Annotated in this window: 15 protein-coding genes and 1 tRNA gene; 8 read left to right on the top strand and 8 right to left on the bottom strand. The window is 69.2% G+C overall.

Annotation, left to right across the window (positions count from 1 at the left end; all coding sequences use genetic code 11):
* Positions 1 to 94 precede the first annotated feature (94 nt).
* Positions 95 to 892: an anti-phage 6A-MBL system MBL-fold protein gene (gene mblB / locus MFF56_RS08265; RefSeq protein WP_238229923.1), complete on the bottom strand. Its 798-nt coding sequence runs from the start codon at positions 890 to 892 to the stop codon at positions 95 to 97.
* Between the two features lie 23 nt (positions 893 to 915).
* A complete protein-coding gene (locus MFF56_RS08260) occupies positions 916 to 2,160 on the bottom strand; it encodes a patatin-like phospholipase family protein (protein WP_082773280.1) in 1,245 nt (414 codons plus the stop codon).
* A gap of 149 nt (positions 2,161 to 2,309) precedes the next feature.
* Between MFF56_RS08260 and MFF56_RS08255 the strand changes: the two genes are divergently transcribed.
* From MFF56_RS08255 to MFF56_RS08235, 5 genes are all read left to right on the top strand, one after another.
* A complete protein-coding gene (locus tag MFF56_RS08255) occupies positions 2,310 to 2,618 on the top strand; it encodes a helix-turn-helix domain-containing protein (protein WP_066925969.1) in 309 nt (102 codons plus the stop codon).
* Positions 2,619 to 2,745: 127 nt separating this feature from the next.
* Complete coding sequence (locus tag MFF56_RS08250) at positions 2,746 to 3,597, top strand: ImmA/IrrE family metallo-endopeptidase (protein ID WP_197430713.1); 852 nt, start codon at positions 2,746 to 2,748, stop codon at positions 3,595 to 3,597.
* Positions 3,598 to 3,622: 25 nt separating this feature from the next.
* Positions 3,623 to 3,958: a hypothetical protein gene (locus tag MFF56_RS08245; protein ID WP_066925963.1), complete on the top strand. Its 336-nt coding sequence runs from the start codon at positions 3,623 to 3,625 to the stop codon at positions 3,956 to 3,958.
* Positions 3,959 to 4,012: 54 nt separating this feature from the next.
* On the top strand, positions 4,013 to 5,275 hold the full coding sequence (locus MFF56_RS08240) for a ComEC/Rec2 family competence protein (protein WP_156453938.1): 1,263 nt from the start codon (positions 4,013 to 4,015) through the stop codon (positions 5,273 to 5,275).
* A gap of 438 nt (positions 5,276 to 5,713) precedes the next feature.
* The gene (locus MFF56_RS08235) at positions 5,714 to 5,851 is read left to right on the top strand and encodes a hypothetical protein (protein ID WP_197430712.1); all 138 of its coding nucleotides are present in this window, start codon (positions 5,714 to 5,716) and stop codon (positions 5,849 to 5,851) included.
* Between the two features lie 492 nt (positions 5,852 to 6,343).
* On the opposite strand, the gene MFF56_RS08230 is transcribed toward MFF56_RS08235, so the two are convergent.
* From MFF56_RS08230 to MFF56_RS08205, 6 genes are all read right to left on the bottom strand, one after another.
* Positions 6,344 to 6,577, bottom strand: a complete 234-nt coding sequence (locus tag MFF56_RS08230) for a site-specific integrase (protein WP_156453937.1) — start codon at positions 6,575 to 6,577, stop codon at positions 6,344 to 6,346.
* Between the two features lie 309 nt (positions 6,578 to 6,886).
* On the bottom strand, positions 6,887 to 8,410 hold the full coding sequence (locus tag MFF56_RS08225; RefSeq protein ID WP_238229922.1) for a site-specific integrase: 1,524 nt from the start codon (positions 8,408 to 8,410) through the stop codon (positions 6,887 to 6,889).
* Between the two features lie 97 nt (positions 8,411 to 8,507).
* Positions 8,508 to 8,597: transfer RNA gene (locus MFF56_RS08220), tRNA-Ser, on the bottom strand.
* 223 nt (positions 8,598 to 8,820) lie between these two features.
* Complete coding sequence (gene htpG, locus MFF56_RS08215; protein WP_066925957.1) at positions 8,821 to 10,647, bottom strand: molecular chaperone HtpG; 1,827 nt, start codon at positions 10,645 to 10,647, stop codon at positions 8,821 to 8,823.
* A gap of 122 nt (positions 10,648 to 10,769) precedes the next feature.
* Positions 10,770 to 11,207 (bottom strand): DUF3429 domain-containing protein, encoded by a 438-nt coding sequence (locus MFF56_RS08210; RefSeq protein WP_066925955.1) that lies wholly within the window; start codon positions 11,205 to 11,207, stop codon positions 10,770 to 10,772.
* Positions 11,208 to 11,360: 153 nt separating this feature from the next.
* Complete coding sequence (locus tag MFF56_RS08205) at positions 11,361 to 14,864, bottom strand: hypothetical protein (RefSeq protein ID WP_238229921.1); 3,504 nt, start codon at positions 14,862 to 14,864, stop codon at positions 11,361 to 11,363.
* A gap of 182 nt (positions 14,865 to 15,046) precedes the next feature.
* On the opposite strand from MFF56_RS08205, the gene MFF56_RS08200 reads away from it, so the two are divergent.
* The 3 genes from MFF56_RS08200 (at position 15,047) to MFF56_RS08190 (ending at position 18,725) form a co-directional block, all read left to right on the top strand.
* The gene (locus MFF56_RS08200; protein WP_066921586.1) at positions 15,047 to 16,561 is read left to right on the top strand and encodes an alginate O-acetyltransferase AlgX-related protein; all 1,515 of its coding nucleotides are present in this window, start codon (positions 15,047 to 15,049) and stop codon (positions 16,559 to 16,561) included.
* A 143-nt stretch (positions 16,562 to 16,704) separates the two neighbouring features.
* Complete coding sequence (locus tag MFF56_RS08195) at positions 16,705 to 18,483, top strand: acyl-CoA dehydrogenase C-terminal domain-containing protein (RefSeq protein ID WP_066921584.1); 1,779 nt, start codon at positions 16,705 to 16,707, stop codon at positions 18,481 to 18,483.
* Between the two features lie 14 nt (positions 18,484 to 18,497).
* Positions 18,498 to 18,725: a DUF4259 domain-containing protein gene (locus MFF56_RS08190; protein ID WP_066921582.1), complete on the top strand. Its 228-nt coding sequence runs from the start codon at positions 18,498 to 18,500 to the stop codon at positions 18,723 to 18,725.
* Positions 18,726 to 18,757 lie beyond the last annotated feature (32 nt).

Raw genomic sequence — 18,757 nt, 5'->3', positions numbered from 1 at the left:
GCCGGCCGCCTTGATGTCGCGACCGGCCGTCTTGCCTGCGTCGCCTGCCTCATGGCCGCCAACGCCCTCAACAATCCAGCCTGAGGTTTCGTCCTCAAACAGGCTCTAAGGACTTGTACGAGCAGTGGTGGAACAGCTTCATGAGATCCCACTGCAGCCGGTCGGCGTTGCCGTAACGGCGCGAGATGCTCACGATGTCGGTGAGGGCGAGGTAATCCACGTCCGAACCGAAGAGGGCGTAGGATTCCTCCCCGCCGTCCACGAACGTCGCCTGGAACACGATGCTGTCGCCGTTCCGGTCGACCACAGTGCCTTCGTCCTGCCGCCAAGCGAACGGGCTGTGGACGAAGAACTCCGCCGCCGCCGCGCTCGACTTCTCGTAGCCGGGCACGAGCTTGCCGGCGTCGACGAAGAGGTGCTTTCGGCTCTCGTAGTCGATGCCCTCAGCCGCCATCCAGTCCTTCAGGCGCTCGGCGCGGGAGAAGACGCGGATGCCCTTGCCCTCACGCAGGCGGTGGCGAGCCTCCTGCCGCACGAAGCGTGCGTCTCCCGTGAGGTTCGTCTCGGTGAGCGCGCAGGCAGGGACCCAGAGCTCGTCGATCTTGATGCGGTCATCGCCCTGGTAGGCGGTGGAGTGGCGCAGCCAGAAGAACTCGCCCATGCGCTGGCAGTGGTCGTCGTCCAAGTGCGTGAAGCAGACGACGTCGAATGAGTCGCGGTTCCCCTTGCGCAGGACCTTACGCAGTTCCTCGGCCAGGTCGCAGCGCTGATCCTGCGGGTCGTTCGGGTTACGCTGGTTGCCGTAGTCGATCAACAGCATCTGCTTGTTCGCGAGCTCGATGAGCGCGCCGTCCGCGTTCCCGAGAGGATAGAAGGTGACGTAGGCGGGCATGATGTCTCTCCTTGTTCCGAGGGTCAGAGCCGGGTGTCCGCCGCCGGCTGCCAGCGATGATCTTCGGGAAACAGGTCGGGCGAGTGGTTGGTCAGGACGGTGTCGGCCACCTCGAAACCGTGGCGCGCAACCCGTTCGAAGACTGCCGGGGACATCGCCCGAAGATCCGTGGGATGGCCGAGCGCCGCGCGGACGTCCGCATCTCGAAGGTAGCCATCGTAATCCCTCTCGGGCCGCACGCGCCCGATGCGGATGTCCACGTCGCGCACGGAGACGCCCATTTTGAACAGGGCTCCCCGCAGGGTCCCTCCCTCGACGTCGCGCATGAACATGCGGGAACGCAGAGCGCGGATCTGGTCGGAGGCGATGTCGAACAGTCTCGGACCGGCCAAGCGTCCCTTCAGGATGGCGAAGGGTGATGCGGCCCCGAACGGCGGGACTGGCCCCGAGGCGTCGCTGCAGATCACGAACGCGTCCGGATCGGGCGCCTGCCCCGGCTTGTAGACCGCCTCAAGGCCGAGGTTTTCGTAGGCGCCGCCGTCCCAAAGGCCGATCCGTGTCGTCGGCGGCTGCGTTCGCTTAAGCGGCTTCCGCGTCGCGGGATCGGTTTGGAACCAGCCCTCGGCGGGTAGGTCGAGCCAGAGGGCGCCCAGGACATAGGGCACCGCGGCGGAAGCGGCCGCGGCGTCGGCCAGCCTGACGTCCGGGGCATAATGGCGTCCGAAGACCCAGTCGCCCATCTCGCGAGAGGAGAACCGCCAGTTCTTGCCGCTGTGCAGGGAGGTCGTGTTGATCGACCAGCACGGCGTGGCTGGCAGGTCCATGACGCGACCTTTCACTCCCCATCGCTCGACAAGGAGGTCCGCCACCACGCTCGACCGCGCGGTCAGCAGCCTACGGTTGAAGCGCATCAACCCGGTCCAGCCAATCGCGGGGGCGGAGAACAGATCGACCGTCGTGAGCAGGCGTCGCAGGGCCGGGAAGACGCTGTCGCGATAAGTGGCCGAGCTCGGCCAGCTCAAGCCATTCGCCGACATGGCCGCAGCGACGAGGAGACTGCCGCCCGAGACCGTGGAGACGTGTGTGACCCGCTCCAGCAGGTCGTCGGCAGCCAGCCGGCGAAGCACGCCTGCGTGGAACGCGGCGGCACGGACGCCGCCCCCGGACAACGCAAGTCGGATGGGCAAGCCCTGGTCGGGCGATGCCGTATCCGAAGACGTTGCGCCCAGGGCGTCTTCGGTAGGGGTCGAAGGGGCTTTCGCGTCCATGGCGAGCTCCGGCGACGCTACCTCGTTAGCGTGTTAAAAAGTATGTCTAGACCGAACATGGGTGCGGCCGTATCGCGATGCAAGGCCCAGGTGTTACGCTACGGCGAACTTTTACGATTCTTTTTCGAGCGGCCAGGGAGACGGCGGCGGTGGCGACCTTCGGTGAGAAGATCAAGGAGCTCCGGAAGAAGGCCGGGCTGACCCTGGATCAGCTCGGCGAGATGACCGGCTCCAGCAAGTCGTACGTGTGGGAGTTGGAGAACAAGAACCCGCCGCGCCCCTCAGCCGACAAGATCGACAGGATCGCCAAGGCGCTCGGGGTGACCTCTGATTACCTTATGGACGAGCGGGCCGACCTCGCCACAGCAGAGGACGAGGCCTTCTTCCGGAAGTACAAGGGCCTGGACCCGAGCGTGAAGGAGCAGATCCGGCGCATCACCGAGACGTTCAAGAAGTAGCGCAGTGCCAACCCGACGTTGCGCCGATCCAGGAGCCCTGAGACGCTGTGCTTGAAATCGAATCGGGTCAGCAATGGCAGCGCCGGCGCACAGGTCCCCCGCAAGGTGGGCGAACCAACTCACGCAGATGCTGGACCTTGTCAAAGGCATCGACGCGGCTGACCGCTATCCCGTCGACGTCGAGGCGCTCATCATCGACTACTCTCGCAACGTCTGGCCGGGCGACCCCGTGCTGGAGATCGTGAGCGAGGAGCTTGAAGGGTTCGAGGGCGCCCTGGTCCCCGTGCGGGAGAAGGGTGGCTGGCTGATCATCAGCAACTCGGCGGCCAGGGATGGTCGTCGCCGCTTCACCGTCGCGCATGAGGTCGGCCACTATCTGCTTCACCGCCATCTTCTCCCGCCCGACGGCATTCGGTGCAAGGCGGACAGTGTCGGTCGGGCAGCCGGCCAGGACATTGAGAAGGAGGCCGACGAGTTCGCGGCCACGCTGCTGATGCCGTCCCACGACCTCCGGCGGCAGATCGACCCCAAGGCGAAGCCTACCTTAGACGAGCTTGGCGCGCTCGCCGACCGGTACGGCGTATCCCTGACCGCGGCCGTCCTACGGTGGTTAAGGCACACGGAGCGGCGGTCGGTGATGGTCGTCTCGACCGAAGGGTTCGCGCTATGGGGTCGATCAAGCGAGGCCGCCTTCAAGACGGGCCGATACTTCAAGACCTCGGGCGAACCGCTCGAAATCCCGGCTACGTCGGGCGCCGCACAGCCGCACCTCGTCGACGAGTGCCGTGCTGGCATCGCTCATCCCGCCGGGGTGTGGTTCGACGAGGAGGTCGAAGAATTCACCGTCCATGCCGCGGCGTTCGATCAGGCAATCACGCTTCTGCATCTCGGAGAGGCGCGACCGCGATGGTCGATGCCTGTCGAGGAGGTCGAACCCGACGTCGTGGACCGATTCGCGTCGCTGAAGCGCATCCGCTGACCTGTCGGCCCTTTCGACCTTGCGGATGAGCGATTTCAAGATGTTCGTCACCCTCGCTCACGAACTCGGACACATCTTTTGCGGCCATATGGGAGGCTGCGAGGCCGGCAGCTCCAAGGTCGAGAGCGGATGGCCTTCGCGGAAAGGTCTGGGCAACGACGAGAGGGAGGTAGAGGGGGAGGCGGTGGCGTACCTTGTCTCGGCACGGGCGGGCCTGAAGCCGGCCTCGGCCGAGTATCTGAGGGCCTATGCTTTGTCGGCGGATCTGACCCGGATTGACATGAACGTCGTCGTGCGTGCCGCCGCCCGGATCGAGCGTCTGGCTGGTATGTCCCATGGCATGGTGCGGTTCGCAGATTGACGGGCTTGAACCGGACCGACACCTTGAACCGACGAATGGGGCAGGCAAGCTTCTATGAGCGGCGCCAAGACACTGACGGTTGGCGAAATTCGACTGATCAAGCGGATGCTCGCGCTGAATCCACCGTTGAACAATCAGCAGATCCTCGCACACTTCACTAGGCCCGGCCGAGACATCAATCACCGTGTCATCGCCCAGATCAAGGGCGGCAGTCACTCTAACCTAGCCCCAGCAACTCTTGCCGAGGCTCACGCCTACATGGCAGCGGCGGGAACGATCATTCGCCCATCACCAGATAAATTCGTGCAGGGAGGCGTACAGGGCACCGCGTTCGAGCTAATCCTCGACTGGTGGCCGGTCGGACAAGGGCTCTTCGCGACAGGCATCATCCGCAGATTCGGCCGCGGCAGCTCAATCGGATGGGTATTCGACTGCGGCACGACGTCGACAAAGTCACTGCTCGACGACGCGATCATGTTCTACGGCGACCGACGCGACCATTGCGGCCCTGATCGGCTGAATCTGGTTACGATTTCCCATTTCGACAGAGATCACATCAGCGGCTTCGTTGCGCTGCTGAGGGGTCAAGTCGTCGAGCTAGTGCTGTTGCCTTACGTACCTCTCTGGCAAAGGCTCATGATCGCCATCGAGAACAGGATAGGCGCAACGGACGAGATTTTCGGCTTCTTCGTAGATCCCGCAGGGTTCCTCTCCGGACTTGAAGGTAGCGAGATACAACGCGTGGTGTTCGTTCCATCGGTGGACGGCGAAGGACCGAAGCCGCAGCCACCTGACGCGCCTATCGATGGCCCCGTCGACGTCGGCGACGGGAACCTCAAACCCGAGCTTGGGCAGCCGCCCGATGAAGTCTCGGACGACCTAGGCCTGACCGCCGGGTCGGACCCTCGCGTAAGCTTTCTCGCGGAGGCGGGGAGGATCGTCGTTCCGACCTTCTGGGAGTTCGTGCCCTACAACGACGCTCGAATGCTACCGCGCGTCACATCAGCGTTCCTGAGCAAGGTCGCGCCAATCCTTGACCGATTTCGCACTGACCACGCCAATCGGGTGACGGCGCTCGACGACCTAAAAGCTGCCTACGATCAAAATTTCGGGTCATTTTCGAGGCCGCGCAACCTCATATCGCTTTCGTTGTACTCGGGTCCCCTGGGCGTTCGTCAAAGCTGTCTACGGTTTGGACGTCTCATCCTGTTGGCCTTAGGGACGAGGCAAACCGATTTTCCCAACTGCACACTGGGGATATGTTTCTCGACAGTCCCCAGAGATGTGACGGCTTTTTGCAGTTCTTCGGCGACGTGAGGATCTGCCGAACGGCTATTTTCCAGGTCATGCACCATGGATCGCGTAAGAACTGGCAGCCCGACTTCGCTGAGAAGATTTCGCCCGCGGCAAGCCTGTTCAGTTCCGATCCGGGGCACAAGAGGTTCAGGCACCCGCACGCTCCCGTGCTTCGGGATTTCTGGCCGTACCATCCGGTCCAAATCGATAGGCAATCGGCCTTCCACCTGGTCGCCGACCTGATGGTTCAGTCAGGTAGGTAACGTCTGTCGGCCCTCGGGATAGACGAGTAGCGCGCCTTCGAAAGTAGCGCGTCGGCCGAAGCTGTCGGGAATGCCGCTACGGGAACGGCACCCTTCCTCAACCATCTCCGGCAGTTTCGATGCGCAACCCGTTGCCCACGCCTTGGCAAACCACCTCCCCATCCTGGCGTTCTCGATCAGGACGGAAGGGATGGCCATGACCGAGAAGAAGGGCCACGGAAGCGAGACCGCCAAAAAATCGAACGCCAAGGCCGCCAAGGAGGGCAAGTCGAACCCGCGTTCGTCGTCGGCCGCCCAGGCCGAGCTCGGCAAGGAGGGCGGCAAGAGCAAGTGACGTGGCCGCTCATGTGGGCCGACAGGTGTATCCCGTCACGCCGGATGGACGCTACTTCGTCGTTCGCGGCCGGCTCTGGCGGATGACGAACCCTTTGCTGCCGGAGGCGCGCCGGCAGGGGCTCGTCCGTGAGCTCATGGCGGCCAGGCGGGCGGTCAGGAATGCCAGGAATGCTCGCGATGAAGATGCCTCGTCGGTGGCACGCGCAAGCGTGGACAAGGCCAAGACCGCCCTCGGCGAGCGGGGGCCGCCATAGTGGAACGGCGGGTCTCCCGACCTCAACCGACACATGGTCGCCAACACCCCTTATGCGGGGGGTTCGCCTCAAGGACGGAGGATAGCTGATCATCGCGAAATGTGGCACGACATGCTGATGTTGTGGCCGCCGCTGTCAGGCGTGCTACCGTCTCTGAGACGGATATCCGAACCGGCGAACGAAGGATCTTCATCGGATGAATAAGAAATTTACGTCGGAATGGCTAGGTCTGAATATTAGATCTCAACTCTTTCCAAACGCGCAATAGCATCCGCGCGAGCTTTTAGCGAGACGCTGCCGTAACATTCGCCGACGCTCTTGGCAGACCAGCCGCAGATCGCGTCGATCACGTTGCCCGCCACGCCCGCGTCGGTGGCTATCGTGCGAAAGCGGTGCCGCCAGCTGTGATTCGGGCTTACCCCTGGATCGTCGATGTGCTCGCGCGCAGCTTCGCTCAGGCGGTTCTCCACCCCCCTGCAGCGGTCCCGCGATGCCGACCTCCGCGGTCCGGCACGAGAAATAAGCGTTCGTCGCGTAAGCCCACGACGGATGCCGGGAAGCCCATCTCGACGAGTTGTGGGTGCAGAGGTACCTCACGACCTTGCTTCGTCTTCACCTTACCCGCTTCCGGGTTGATCCAGAGCACCCATACGCCGCCGAATCGGCCCTCGTCCTCGACCCAGCGCGGGGCTCGGCGGCGGCCCCACGGAAGCTCCCCTAAGGGCACCCATGAGCGCCAGTGCTCGATGATCACGTCACGACGTTAGGTCTGTTCACGATCATGGCCCTGACGGAATTTTCTCAAGCTCACGCTTCATCGCCCTGACGTCGTACTCGCCGTATTGATCACCGACGGAGCGATGCGCGTGACCGGTGATAGCATCGGTCACATCGCCAGCGAGGCCGTGGTTGCGCGCGAGCGTCTTAAACCGGTGCCGCCAGGAATGATTCGGTGCAAGCCGTGTGTCGGTTAGCCCTAGGCTGCGCACCCATCGCCCAAGGATTTTCGTACCGTTGCCGCCGCGCTTGCCGAACTTGTCCGGTGGCAGGTCGGGAAACAGCGGACCTCCCCCGCGCCCACGTACATAGTTGAGGAGGCCTGCGGCGATGAGCGCGGAGTGCAAGGGCACGGTGCGCTCCGAACCGACGTTCTTGAGCGAGCCGGCCTCGGCATCGAAGCGCATCACCGCGACGCCGTCGACCTCGCTGAAATCCTCCACGCGTAATTGGCAGACCTCCGACAGCCGAGCGCCCGAGTATGCGCACACCAGCGGCACCCACCGCTTGACCGGGTCGCGCTCGCCCGCCGCTGCCGCGAGGATCTGAGCCGCCTCGGCGTCCTTGAAGCCGCGCTTGCCCTGGCCCGGCTTCTGCTTGACGCTGATGGTGATGCGCTCGGCTGGGTTCTCGGGAAGCCGTCTGTTATCGACACCCCAGCGCAGCACCGCCCGCACCGGCGCCAAACGGCTCTCACGGATAGTTTTGGCGGATAGTCCCGATGCCACGAGGCTGTCCTTCCAGGCGACGAGCTTGTCGGCTGTGACCCGCGTGGCATCGTCGTCGCCGAGGAACGCGGCGAGTTGCTGCATGACCCGCGTCCAGTCGTAGACCGTCTTCTCCACCGGCTTGCGCTCGGCAGCCCACCCCTTCACCAAGTCGTCGAATAGGACCTTTGCCGTCGGCGCCGGGCGCGGCGCGGGCGCTCGACCCGCGAACGGTGCACGCTCAGGCAGCGTCTCCGCCACGTCGCCGAGCGTGTGCCGTTCGAGGGCCAGACTCGCGCGCTGGATGGCCGCAGAGACCGCCTGAGCCAGCGTGCGACGCCCGTCGGCGTCGAGCTGCAAGCCCTTTTTTGCGATCAGGAAGTCGGCCTGCTTGAGGCACCACGCCTCCATGTCGTCCTCGCCCCTGTCGGCGTAGGCGCCGTGCAGAACCTGGTGGACGACGTCGGGATGGCCCCACAGCCCGACACGGCGGGGCTGCCACAGGCGCGCGAAAAGGTCGGTGCGCCAGAGATTCTGACTCGGGTTGTCGCGGTGCAGGGCGATCCAACGGTCATGGGCCGGGGCGGCTAGTTCGTGCGCCTCGCGCTCGCTCAGCTCCTGCGGGCCAGATGCGAGCGTCGCCCAGCGTGCCTCGATCTCGCGGATCGCATCAGCGAATCGGGCGCGGGCGACCTCGGGATCCTTCGTGCGAAGGCTGAGCTTCTCGATGGCTCGGCCGACAAGCGGCTGCAGCTGAGCAGGGACGGCCTTGCGGACGTAGTAGATGCCGCTGTCGGGATGCTTCCAGGGACGTGCCATCGGTAAGGGCATATGTACCACCCGAATGTACCAGTCGGGCCGTACGAACACGTTGCGTATCAGCAACTTACCGTGACGATTGAGCTTTTAGCAAGACTGGCGGAGAGGGGGGGATTCGAACCCCCGATGGGCTTGCACCCATGCCGCATTTCGAGTGCGGTGCATTCAACCGCTCTGCCACCTCTCCAACGACGCCGTCGGCGCTTCAGCACCCTGGCGTCGCATCGATGAACCGGCCCGCGGGATCGCCCGCGCGCTGGCGGGCTACGGCCGGTGTCTCGATGTCGGGGCTATAGCGAAGCGTCGGCGGTGTGGCAAGCCGGTCCGGCGCCGCTTCGGGTTCGGAAAGCGGCCATCCCCGGCAAGTCCCAGATGCCAGTTGATCCGGGCCAGCCGCAGGACCGCTCGGATCAGGCTCCCCGCTCCGCGGCGAGCGCGGCGGTGATCGTCCGGGCGAAGGCCACGGGATCGCGTGGAATGTCCCCATCCTGGATTCGCGCCAGATCGAGGAGGGTGCCCGCGGCCGCAGGCACGGCCTCGGCCTCGCCCTCGGCGAGCGCGCGGATCAGGGGATGGCGCGGGTTGATCTCCAGAACCGCCTGGCCGCCGCCGCGGCCGGCGCGGCGCAGGAGGCGCTGCATCTGCAGGTCCGGGCCGCTGCCGGCCGAGAGCACGACCGCGCTGTCGACCAGACGGTCGGTGGTGCGCACGTCCGCGACGTCGCTCCCCAGAGCCGCCTTGATCGCCGCCACGAGCACGTCGATCCCGGCGGGCGCCGCCTCGGCCTCACCCGCGGCGGGGAACTTCGAGAGGTCGAGGCCGCCCTGCGTGACGGATTGCAGCGGCTTGTCGGCGAAGCGCGCGAGCGCCTCGGGCCAGAAGGCGTCGACATGGTCGGACAGGAGAAGCACCTCCAGCCCGCGAGCCCGGAAGCCCTCGAGCTGGGGCGAGGATCCGAGTGCCTCGGCGTCGTCGGCGACGAGGTAGTAGATCGCCTCCTGGCCGTCCTTCATGCGGGCGACGTAGTCGGGCAGGCTCGTCCAGCCTTCGACGGCCGAGGAGCGGAAGCGCAGCAGCGGCGCGATCTCCTCGCGGCGCTCGTGGTCCTCGTAGATGCCTTCCTTCAGGACGGGGCCGAAATTCTCCCAGAAGCTCTGGTACTCCGCTCCATCCTTCGCGCGGGTCGCGAGTTCTGAGAGGACGCGGCCGGTGACGGCGCGCCGGATGCGGGCCAGCGCCGGCGTCGATTGCAGCATCTCGCGCGAGACGTTGAGGGGCAGGTCCTCGGTGTCGACCACGCCCTGGACGAAGCGCAGCCAGGGCGGCAGCAACTCCGCCTCGTCGGTGATGAACATGCGGCGCACGTGCAGCCGCACCTTGCTCTGCCGCTCGTTCTCCAGCGCCTGGAAGGGCTTCATGCCGGGCACGAAGAGCAGCGCCGAGAACTCGAGCTGTCCCTCCGCCCGCCAGTGCAGGGTCGCCCAGGGCTTGTCGAAGTTCATGCCGACGGAGCGGTAGAACGCCTCGTACTGCTCGGGCGTGACCTCGCTCCGCGGCTTGCGCCACAGGGCGGTGCCCTGGTTGGCCGCCTCGTCGCGCCCGTCCTGGACGATCGCGATCGGCACGGTGATGAAATCGGCCCATTTCCGCACGAGGTGATCGAGCCGGTAGGGCTCTAGGTACTCGTCCGCGTCGGCCTTGAGGTGGAGCACGATGTCGGTGCCGGGCTCAGGTCTCTCGGCGCGCTCCAGCGTGTAGCTGCCCTGGCCCTCGGACGCCCAGGTCCAGGCCTCCTCCGCGCCCGCGCGGCGCGACGTGACGGTGACGCGGTCGGCCACCATGAAGGCGGAGTAGAAGCCGACGCCGAACTGGCCGATCAGGCTCGGCCGGTCCTCGGCCCGGGCGCTCTCCAGCGTCTGCGAGAAGGCCCGCGTGCCCGAGCGCGCGATGGTGCCGAGGTTCTGCGCCAGGTCCTCGCGGGTCATGCCGATGCCGGCATCCGAGACGGTGAGCGTGCGCGCCGTCTTGTCGGGGGCGATGCGCACCTTCGCGTCGGGCGGCAGGGCGCTGGCGGCCGAGGTCAGGGCCTCGAAGCGGCGCCGGTCCATCGCGTCGGCGGCGTTGGCCACCAGCTCGCGCAGGAAGATCTCGCGGTCGGAGTAGAGGGCGTGCACCACGAGGTCGAGCAGGCGCCCGACCTCGGCACCGAATTCGTGTCGCTCCACCGTCTCGCTCACCGCAGCGCCTCCATCGCGACCGAGCCGGACCGGCCCGAAAAAACGCGGAGGCGATATGCGGTCGCGCGCGGGCGAATGCAACGGGCCCGGCGGGCGGGCGGCACGGATCGGCGAAGGATCGCTCAGGCGGCCACGAGGAGCGCCGCGCCGGCGACGCCCGAGAGGACCAGCCGCAGCCGCCCGAGCCAGCGCGGAACGATACCGCGCCGGGGCATGTCCTGATCGACCAGGCCCCAGGCCAGGACGAGGACGCCGAGGATGCGCAGGTCCCAGGGGGCGGGGGCGGCGAGCGCCGCCCAGGCGACCAGCGAGGGCACGATCGCCAGCAGGTAGTCGCCGCTGCCGGCGTTGCGCGCGGCGGCCGCGCCCCAGCGGATCCCGCCGAGGAAGGAGGCGATGACCGCGCCGTAGGCCGAGAGGATCGTGCGCGGGCTCAGGCCCAGCGTGCCGAGCCCGCCGTCGTTGCCCGCGACCGACAGGGCGGCGAAGCCGAGGAAGGGGATCAGCCCGGCCACGCCGAGGATGACAGCCCCCATCGGGACCGGATTCAGGCGCGCCATTCACCCTCCGCTCGGCCGCCGTCCGCGGACCGGCGGGGCCGCGGCAAGATCGCGGCCGACATGGCCGCGACGGGACCGTGCGGCGCGAGCCGCACGGCCAAGCGTTATACGGATGCCGCCGGGAGGGGTTCCCGCATGCGGCGACCCGCCCCGTCAGACACCGCGGGCGCGCGAGGCCGGGGTGAAGGCGGGCGCGCTGGGCGCGGGCGCGCCGAGCAGCGTCATCGCCCCGCCCCCCTCCGGCGCCTGCGGCGGCTCGTTCACCACCGGATCGAGCTTGCGCGGCTTGAAGGTGGCCGCCAGCGTCTTGGCGCTGGCGAGATCGGCCGGGCCGAGCTTGTTGGCGACGTCGTCGCGCTTGCGCCCCGCGTCCTCGTCGCCCTGCGCGGCGGCGGCCGAGAACCAGACGTAGGACTGCACCAGATCCTGGCCGAGCCCGAGGCCGCGGGCGTAGAGCACGCCAAGGTTGTACTGGCTGTCGCGCAGGCCGTACTCGGCGCCCTGCCTGAACCACGAGGCCGCCGAGGCGTAGTCCGGCTTGCCGTTGGCGCCCGGGCTCTCGGCGTAGATCACCGCAAGGTTGTGCATGGAGCGGGCATGGCCCTGCTCGGCCGCGCGGCCGTACCAGAGCTTGGCCTGGGCGAGGTCGCGCACCACGCCCGAGCCCTTCTCGTAGTGGCCGCCGAGCTTGTACTGGGCCGGGGCGTAGCCGGCGGAGGCCAGCTTCTCGAACAGCTTGGCGGCGAGCGCGAGGTCGCGAGTCAGGCCGCGGCCGTCCGCGGCGCGCGCGGCGAGTTCCCACGCGGCCGCGCCGTCGCCGTCGAGGACCGCCTGGCGCAGCTTGGCGAGGCCGGCGGGCAGGCCCGAGAGGTCGCCCGAGAGGCTGACGGCCGCCGAGATCCGGGGCGGTCCGGAGCGGGCGCGGCCGGGGGCGGGCGGGGCGGCCGGGTCGGACGGGATCGCCTGCGTGGTCAGCGGGTCCGCGAGCGCGGTCTTCGGCGCCTCGGCGGCCCGCTCGGCGCTCGACGCCGCGGACTTCGGGACCTCGGACTTCGACGCCTCGGGCTTCGGGGCCTCGGGCTTCGGGGCCTCGGGTTTGGCAGCCTCCGCCGTCGCCTCGCTCCGGGCGGGCTCGGGGGCGGCGGCCGCGCGCGGGGCCGGGATCGAGGGATCGGGCTCGGCCATGTGGGTGCCGATCGCCTGCAGGGCCCCGAGCGCCAGCACGATCGCCGCCAGGCCGAGCAGGATCGGACGGCGGCGGCGATCGATCTCGGCGCGCAGCCGCGCCAAGCGTCCGCCGGCCGGCGCCGCTCCCGGGATCCCGGGCTTCTCGAGCCGGGCGCCGAGGCGCAGGTCGCGCCGCTCGCTCGCCGCCTCGCTCGCGAGTTCCGCCTGGGCCGCCTGCGCGGCGCGCCGGGCCGCGGCGATGAAGCTCGTCTTGATGTCTCCGGCGCCGTCGTCGCCAGCGGCCGGCTCCTCACGCAGGCCGCGGGCCGGCCGTGGTCCGGCCTCCGGCAGGGTGCGGCCCTGGACCTCGCGCTGCGGCCGGCCCGCGCCGGGTTCGAGCAACTCGTCGCTGGGATGCGCGGCGGGCGCCGCCCGCTTCATCTCCGGGCGGCGGCGGCGCTCGGCCTCGCCCCGGGCGAGGTCGGCGGCCGTGGAGGCCATCAGCTGCTCGTCCAGGCTCGGCGGACGCGGGCCCGCCGCGAGGGCGCTGCCCGGCTCGGCGGCCGGGTCGAGGCGGCTCATCAGGCGGTCGAGGGCCGACTGGACGCCGTCGAGCATCGCGCCGAGGCGCTGGTCGGAGGCGCTCTGCCGGGCCTGCAGGTCGGCGAGGCCCGCCCGCAGCAGGCCGATCTCGCCACGGTCCTGCGGACCCGCGCGGTCGGCCAGGCCGGCGGAGACCGCCTCGCGGGCCGCGCGCTCGAGTGCGTCCGCGTCGGGCGCCTGCTCGCGCAGGGCGGCAACCTGGGCCAGCAGGTCGCCCATGCTGCGCTCAAGGCTCGTCAGCGCCGGATCGGCGCCGCGGGACTCGAGGCGCTTGGCGAGGGTGAGAACCTGCTTCTCCAGCGCGTCGAGCCCGTCCGAGCCGGCGCGGTCGCCCGCCCGGTCGCCGACACGGTCCACCTTCTCGGCGAGGTTGCTGAGCATGGCCTGGATCGAGGCGAACGCGTCGCCCGTCAGCGCGCCTCCGCGCAGGCCGTCGCCCCGGCCCTCTCCCGCCCGTTCGCCGAGTTGTTCGCCGAGCCTGTCGCTCAGCCCTTCGAGACGGCCGATCAGGTCGTCGACGGGCCGGGTGCTCGCCTGCTCCACCTTGTCGGCCAGCGCGTCGATGCGGCCGAGGATCCTGCGCGACTCGGCGGGATCCTGGCCGCCCGCCCGCTCGTGGAGCGCGTCGAGCTTCGTGGCCATCGCCCGCATCTGATCGATGAAGGCGGCCGGAGCCGGGGCGCCGAGGCCGCTGCGGATCTCCTCGAGGAGCGGGCGCAGGGTCGCGCTGTCGTCGGCCTTCGCGGCTTCCCTGGCGGCTTCCTGGAGCTGCGCGATCTGGGCGCTGATCGCCTGCATCCCCTGGGCGAGGCTCTGGATCCGCTCCGGCCCGGCCAGGGTGCCGAGCAGGCGGCGGATCTCGTCGAGTTCCTGGAACAGGGTGTCGAGCGCGCGCCCGTCCGAGCCCGGGCCCGCGGCGGCGACGCTGTCGAGGCGCGCTGCGAGGCGCGTCACCTCGTCGGCCACGCGGCCGTGCACGTTGTCGGCGACTTCGCCGGCCAGACGCTCGACATGCTCGCGGATCGACTCGATCGGGGCCGTGATGGCGACGAGATCCGCCGAGGGCTGGGCCCGCTCGACGTTGGTCGCGAGCGAGATCATCGCCTGCTCCAGCGCACCGACGTCGCGGCTGGTGGCGAGGCCGCCGATCGATTCGCGCAGGCGCAGGGTCTCGCGCTGCAACTGGGACACCGCCTCGGCGGTGTCGATCATCAGGTCCTCGTGCAGGCCGGCATCGAGTCGCCGCGCGAGGTCCCGGCGCATGCCCGCGACGACGTTGGGCTCATCCGCGGCGCGGCGGGGCTGCACGGGGTGCTCGCCCAGCGCGCGCTGGCGCTGCCGGATCTCCTCGACCGCCTCGCGCATCTCCGCCGGGCCGCGGCCGCGGCGCGGATAGGGACGCGCGGCGGCGACCTTGTCGCCGAGTTCGGACATCCGCCGCTCGATGTCGCCGAGGCGCTCGGTGACCTTCTCGACGGGCGCCGCGCCGGCATCGAGCGCGCGCGTCAGGCGGTGCTCGATCTCCTCCAGGCGCCGGCTCGCCGCGGTCTCGGCCGCGCGCCGCTCGTCGGCGAGGTTGCGGTCCAGCCCGTCGAGGCGGGCCATCAGGGCCGCGAGCGCGCCCTCGTCGGCGTCCCCCGCCGCGAAGGGCCGGCGCGTGTCGGCGGCCCCCTGGGGACGGCCGGGCCGGAAGCGCCCGGCTTCCTCGGCCGCCCGCTCCGCCTTGCGGGGCTGGTCGCCGGGGCGGCGGCGGCGCGGGCCGCCCTGGGGCACGTTCCGGGCGATCCATTCCTCGAGGGGAATGCCCGCCCTGCGCGCGACGTCGCGAGCCGCTTCGAGCACGTCGGGATCGAAGCTGTGGAAATCCGGCTTCGCGGTGCGTGTCATCCTGGCCTGCCTCGAACGGCGTGCGGCAGCTGGTCCTCCCGATCCGTGCGTCGTGCGCGGATCGGGCGGGGCATGCGGGTCTTCGAGCACGGACCATTAACTTTCTTGGTAAACACCCGGTTAAGACCGCTGCGGCTCGTACGCCGCCGGACGAAATGCTGCACGCGCCCGATCCATCTCAGATGCTCTCCCGTCTCCCCGATCTCATCCGGCCGCGAAGACTGCTCACCGCCCTGGAGGCGGGCGGGCGTCGATTGTATCGGGCTTGGCGCCGCCGCGGCCTCGAGGCGGAGCGGATCGGCGCGGTCGAGGGCGCCTGGCCGGGCGACGACCTGACGGGCTGGGTCCGGGCCGACGTCTGGGCCGACCGCGCGACGCCCGTGATCGGCGTCTACCGCGTCGGGCTGCGGGTCGGGCTCACGGTGGCGATCGCGCCCGTCGGCCCGGACGGCGCGCGCCTGAGCTTCGCCGTCCATGTGGACGGCGGCCACGTCGCGCGCGATCTGGCCTCCGGCGACCTCACCGTCCACCTGATGCGGGACGGACGACCGCTCGCCCGCATCCCGCTGGCGCCCGATCTCGCCGAGGCGCTTCGCGCGCGCGCGGCGCTCGACTTTCTCGACCACGTCGCCGCGCTCCCCGAGCCCGCCCACGCGGCCACGCTGGAGCGATTGCGCGCCCTGCTGGGGGAGGGCGCCGCGAACCATCCCGGCCTGTCGGCGGCGGGCACGCTGGGCCGGGCGCGGGCGCTCTTCGACCGGACGGCCGGCGAGCCGGTGAGCGACCCCTCGCGTGCCCTGGCGCCGTTGCTCGTGCCGGTCGGCACCCGCTCGGGGGACGGGGCCGCGCTGCTCGGGCGGGACGGCCAGATCTTTCTCGTCGGCGGCCGCAATCGGCTGTTGGAGGAGTACGCCCGCACCGACGACGACCCCCGCCCGCGTGCGCTCGCGGCAGCGTGGGTCGCGCTGATGGCGCGAAGGCGCGCGCGCCTCGAGGCGGCGGGCGCCCGCTACGCCCAGGTGATCCTTCCGGAGACGCTGACCCTTCTGCCGCACCTGTTCCCGCATCCCGTGCGGACGCCCGGGGCGATCCTGCGCGGCATCGAGGCCGGGCTTCGGCATGAGCCCGGAGCCGCCGCCTGCTACGTCTCGGCCCGGCACGCCCTCGGAAACGTGCGGGATCCCGCCGAGACGGTGCTGAAGACCGACTCGCACCTCTCGCCCTACGGCACCTGGACGGCGTTCCGGGCGATCCTCGAACATCTCGGCCTGCCGGCCGGCCCCGAGCCGGACTTCGGCACGCGGCGGGCGGCATCCGGCGATCTGGCGCTCCGATTCTTCGGCGTGCCGATCCTCGACCTGCGCCGGGAGACGGATCCGGGCGCGCCCGGTTTCGCCTTCGGCCGCGCGGAGCTGACATTCCACAGGCCGGCGCCGGGCGGGCATGTCGGCTTCAGCCAGTCGTGGCGGAATCCGGACGCGCCGATCGACGCCAGCCTCCTGGTGCTCGGAAACTCCTATTGCGGACCCGCCGAAGTCCACCAGGGCCGGATGTCGTGGTGGTTCGCGCGCTGGTTCCGGAGCTACCACTTCGTGTGGCACGCCCACGTTCCGGCGGGGCTCGTGGAGAGGCTCGGGCCCGACATCGTGGTCTGCCAGACCGTCGAGCGGTTCCTGATCGAGGTCCCGGAAACGTGAACCGTGCGACAGGTTCGGACCGGTTGTCAGCCGCCACCCCTTGCGGCCCGGCGGCCAGATAGTTTAGATATGAACTATCGAGCGGCAGGGGTTCGGTTCGACCCTGTAAGCCGCCATCGCAAGTCGCCATCGGAGGAGAGCACATGCCGAGCTATCGCGCCCCCGTCGAGGACACCCTGTTCCTCCTCAACGACGTGCTCGGCTTCCACAACCACGCGAATCTCGCGGGCTTCGCCGAGGCCTCGCCGGACGTGGTCGAGGCGGTGCTGGGAGAGGGCGCCAAGCTCGCCGAAACGGTGTTCGCCCCGGTCAACCGCGCGGGCGACCTCGAGGGCTGCACCCGGCATCCGGACGGCTCGGTCACGACCCCGAAGGGCTTCCGTCAAGCCTACGACGCCTACGCGCAGGGCGGCTGGATGGGGCTTTCCGTACCCGAGGAGTTCGGCGGCCAGGGCCTGCCCCACACCCTCAACACCGCGATGCAGGAATTCGTCTCCGGCGCCAACCTCGCGCTCGGCATGTATCCGGGCCTGACGCAGGGCGCCGTCGCCGCGCTCCTCGTGCACGGCTCCGAGGAGCAGAAGCGGACCTACATCCCCAACATGGTCGCGGGTGGCTGGACCGGCACCATGAACCTCACCGAGCCGCATTGCGGCACGGATCTCGGGCTGCTCAAGACCAAGGCGGTGCCGAACGCGGACGGCTCCTACAGCCTCACCGGCACCAAGATCTTCATCTCGGCGGGCGAGCACGACCTCTCCGAGAATATCGTCCACCTCGTCATCGCCCGGATCGAGGGCGCGCCCGCCGGCACGAAGGGCATCTCGCTCTTCGTGGTGCCGAAGTTCCTAGTGAATCCGGACGGCTCCGTGGGCGAGCGCAACGGCGTCTCCTGCGGCTCGCTCGAGCACAAGATGGGCATCCACGGGAACTCGACCTGCGTGATGAACTACGACGGGGCCAAGGGCTGGCTCGTCGGCGAGGCCAACCGCGGCCTCAACGCGATGTTCGTGATGATGAACGAGGCCCGCCTCGCGGTCGGCGTCCAGGGCCTCGGCCAGTCCGAGGTCGCCTACCAGAATGCGGTGGCCTACGCGAAGGACCGGCTCCAGGGCCGCGCGCTGACCGGCGCCAAGGCGCCCGACAAGGCCGCCGACCCGATCATCGTCCATCCGGACGTGCGCCGGACCCTGATGGGCATCCGCGCCTTCAACGAGGGCGCCCGCGCGCTGGTTCTCTGGACCGCGCTGCAATCCGACATCGTCCACCGCTCGGAGGATGCGAAGCAGCGCCAGGCCGCGGACGACCAGCTCGGCCTGATGACCCCGGTGGTGAAGGGCGTGCTGACCGATCGCGGCTTCGCCAACGCGGTCGAGGCGCAGCAGATGTTCGGCGGGCACGGCTACGTCGAGGAATGGGGCATGTCGCAGTTCGTGCGCGACGCCCGCATCGCCATGATCTACGAGGGCGCCAACGGCATCCAGGCCATGGACCTGATCGGCCGCAAGCTCCCCCGCGACGGCGGCCGGGCGATGATGACCTTCCTCGGCGAGGTCCAGACCTTCATCAAGGACCACAACGAGACCGAGGCGCTGAAGCCCTTCTGCACCCCGCTCCAGGCCGCGCTCAACGACCTGCAGGGCGCCACCATGTGGTTCATGCAGAACGCGATGGCCAAGCCCGACAACGCGGGCGCGGGGGCGACCGACTACATGCACCTCCTCGGCCTCGTGGCGATCGGCTACATGTGGGCGCGCATCGCCAAGGCGGCCTCCGCCAAGTCCGGCGATGCCCGCATGGAGGCCAAGCTCGTCACCGGCCGCTTCTACATGGAGCGGATGCTGCCCGAGACGTCCCTGCGGTTCGCGCGGATCAAGGCCGGCTCGGACACGACGATGGCGCTCTCCGCCGAGGCCTTCTGACGGGATCCCGGCCGATGGGCAGCTGGGGCATGGGATCGTTCGACAGCGACGGTGCTCTCGACCGGCGGATCGTTCTGCGCAACGATGGCGTCCGCCTGATCGGCCAGGCCCGCGCGGCGCTCGCCCGCGTGACGGATGACGGCTCGGAACTCGCGGAGCTGTGGGCCGACACGGCGAACGGGGATGCCTGGCGCGCCCACGTCGCCGAACTCGACCGCCGCCTCGGCGACATCGAGATCTGAAGAGATCGGGCGGGCGCTGCCCGCACCTGTGC

Source organism: Methylobacterium hispanicum (assembly GCF_022179285.1).
In the GTDB taxonomy this organism is placed as follows: domain Bacteria; phylum Pseudomonadota; class Alphaproteobacteria; order Rhizobiales; family Beijerinckiaceae; genus Methylobacterium; species Methylobacterium hispanicum.
This window is presented reverse-complemented; position numbering and strand designations above follow the sequence as displayed.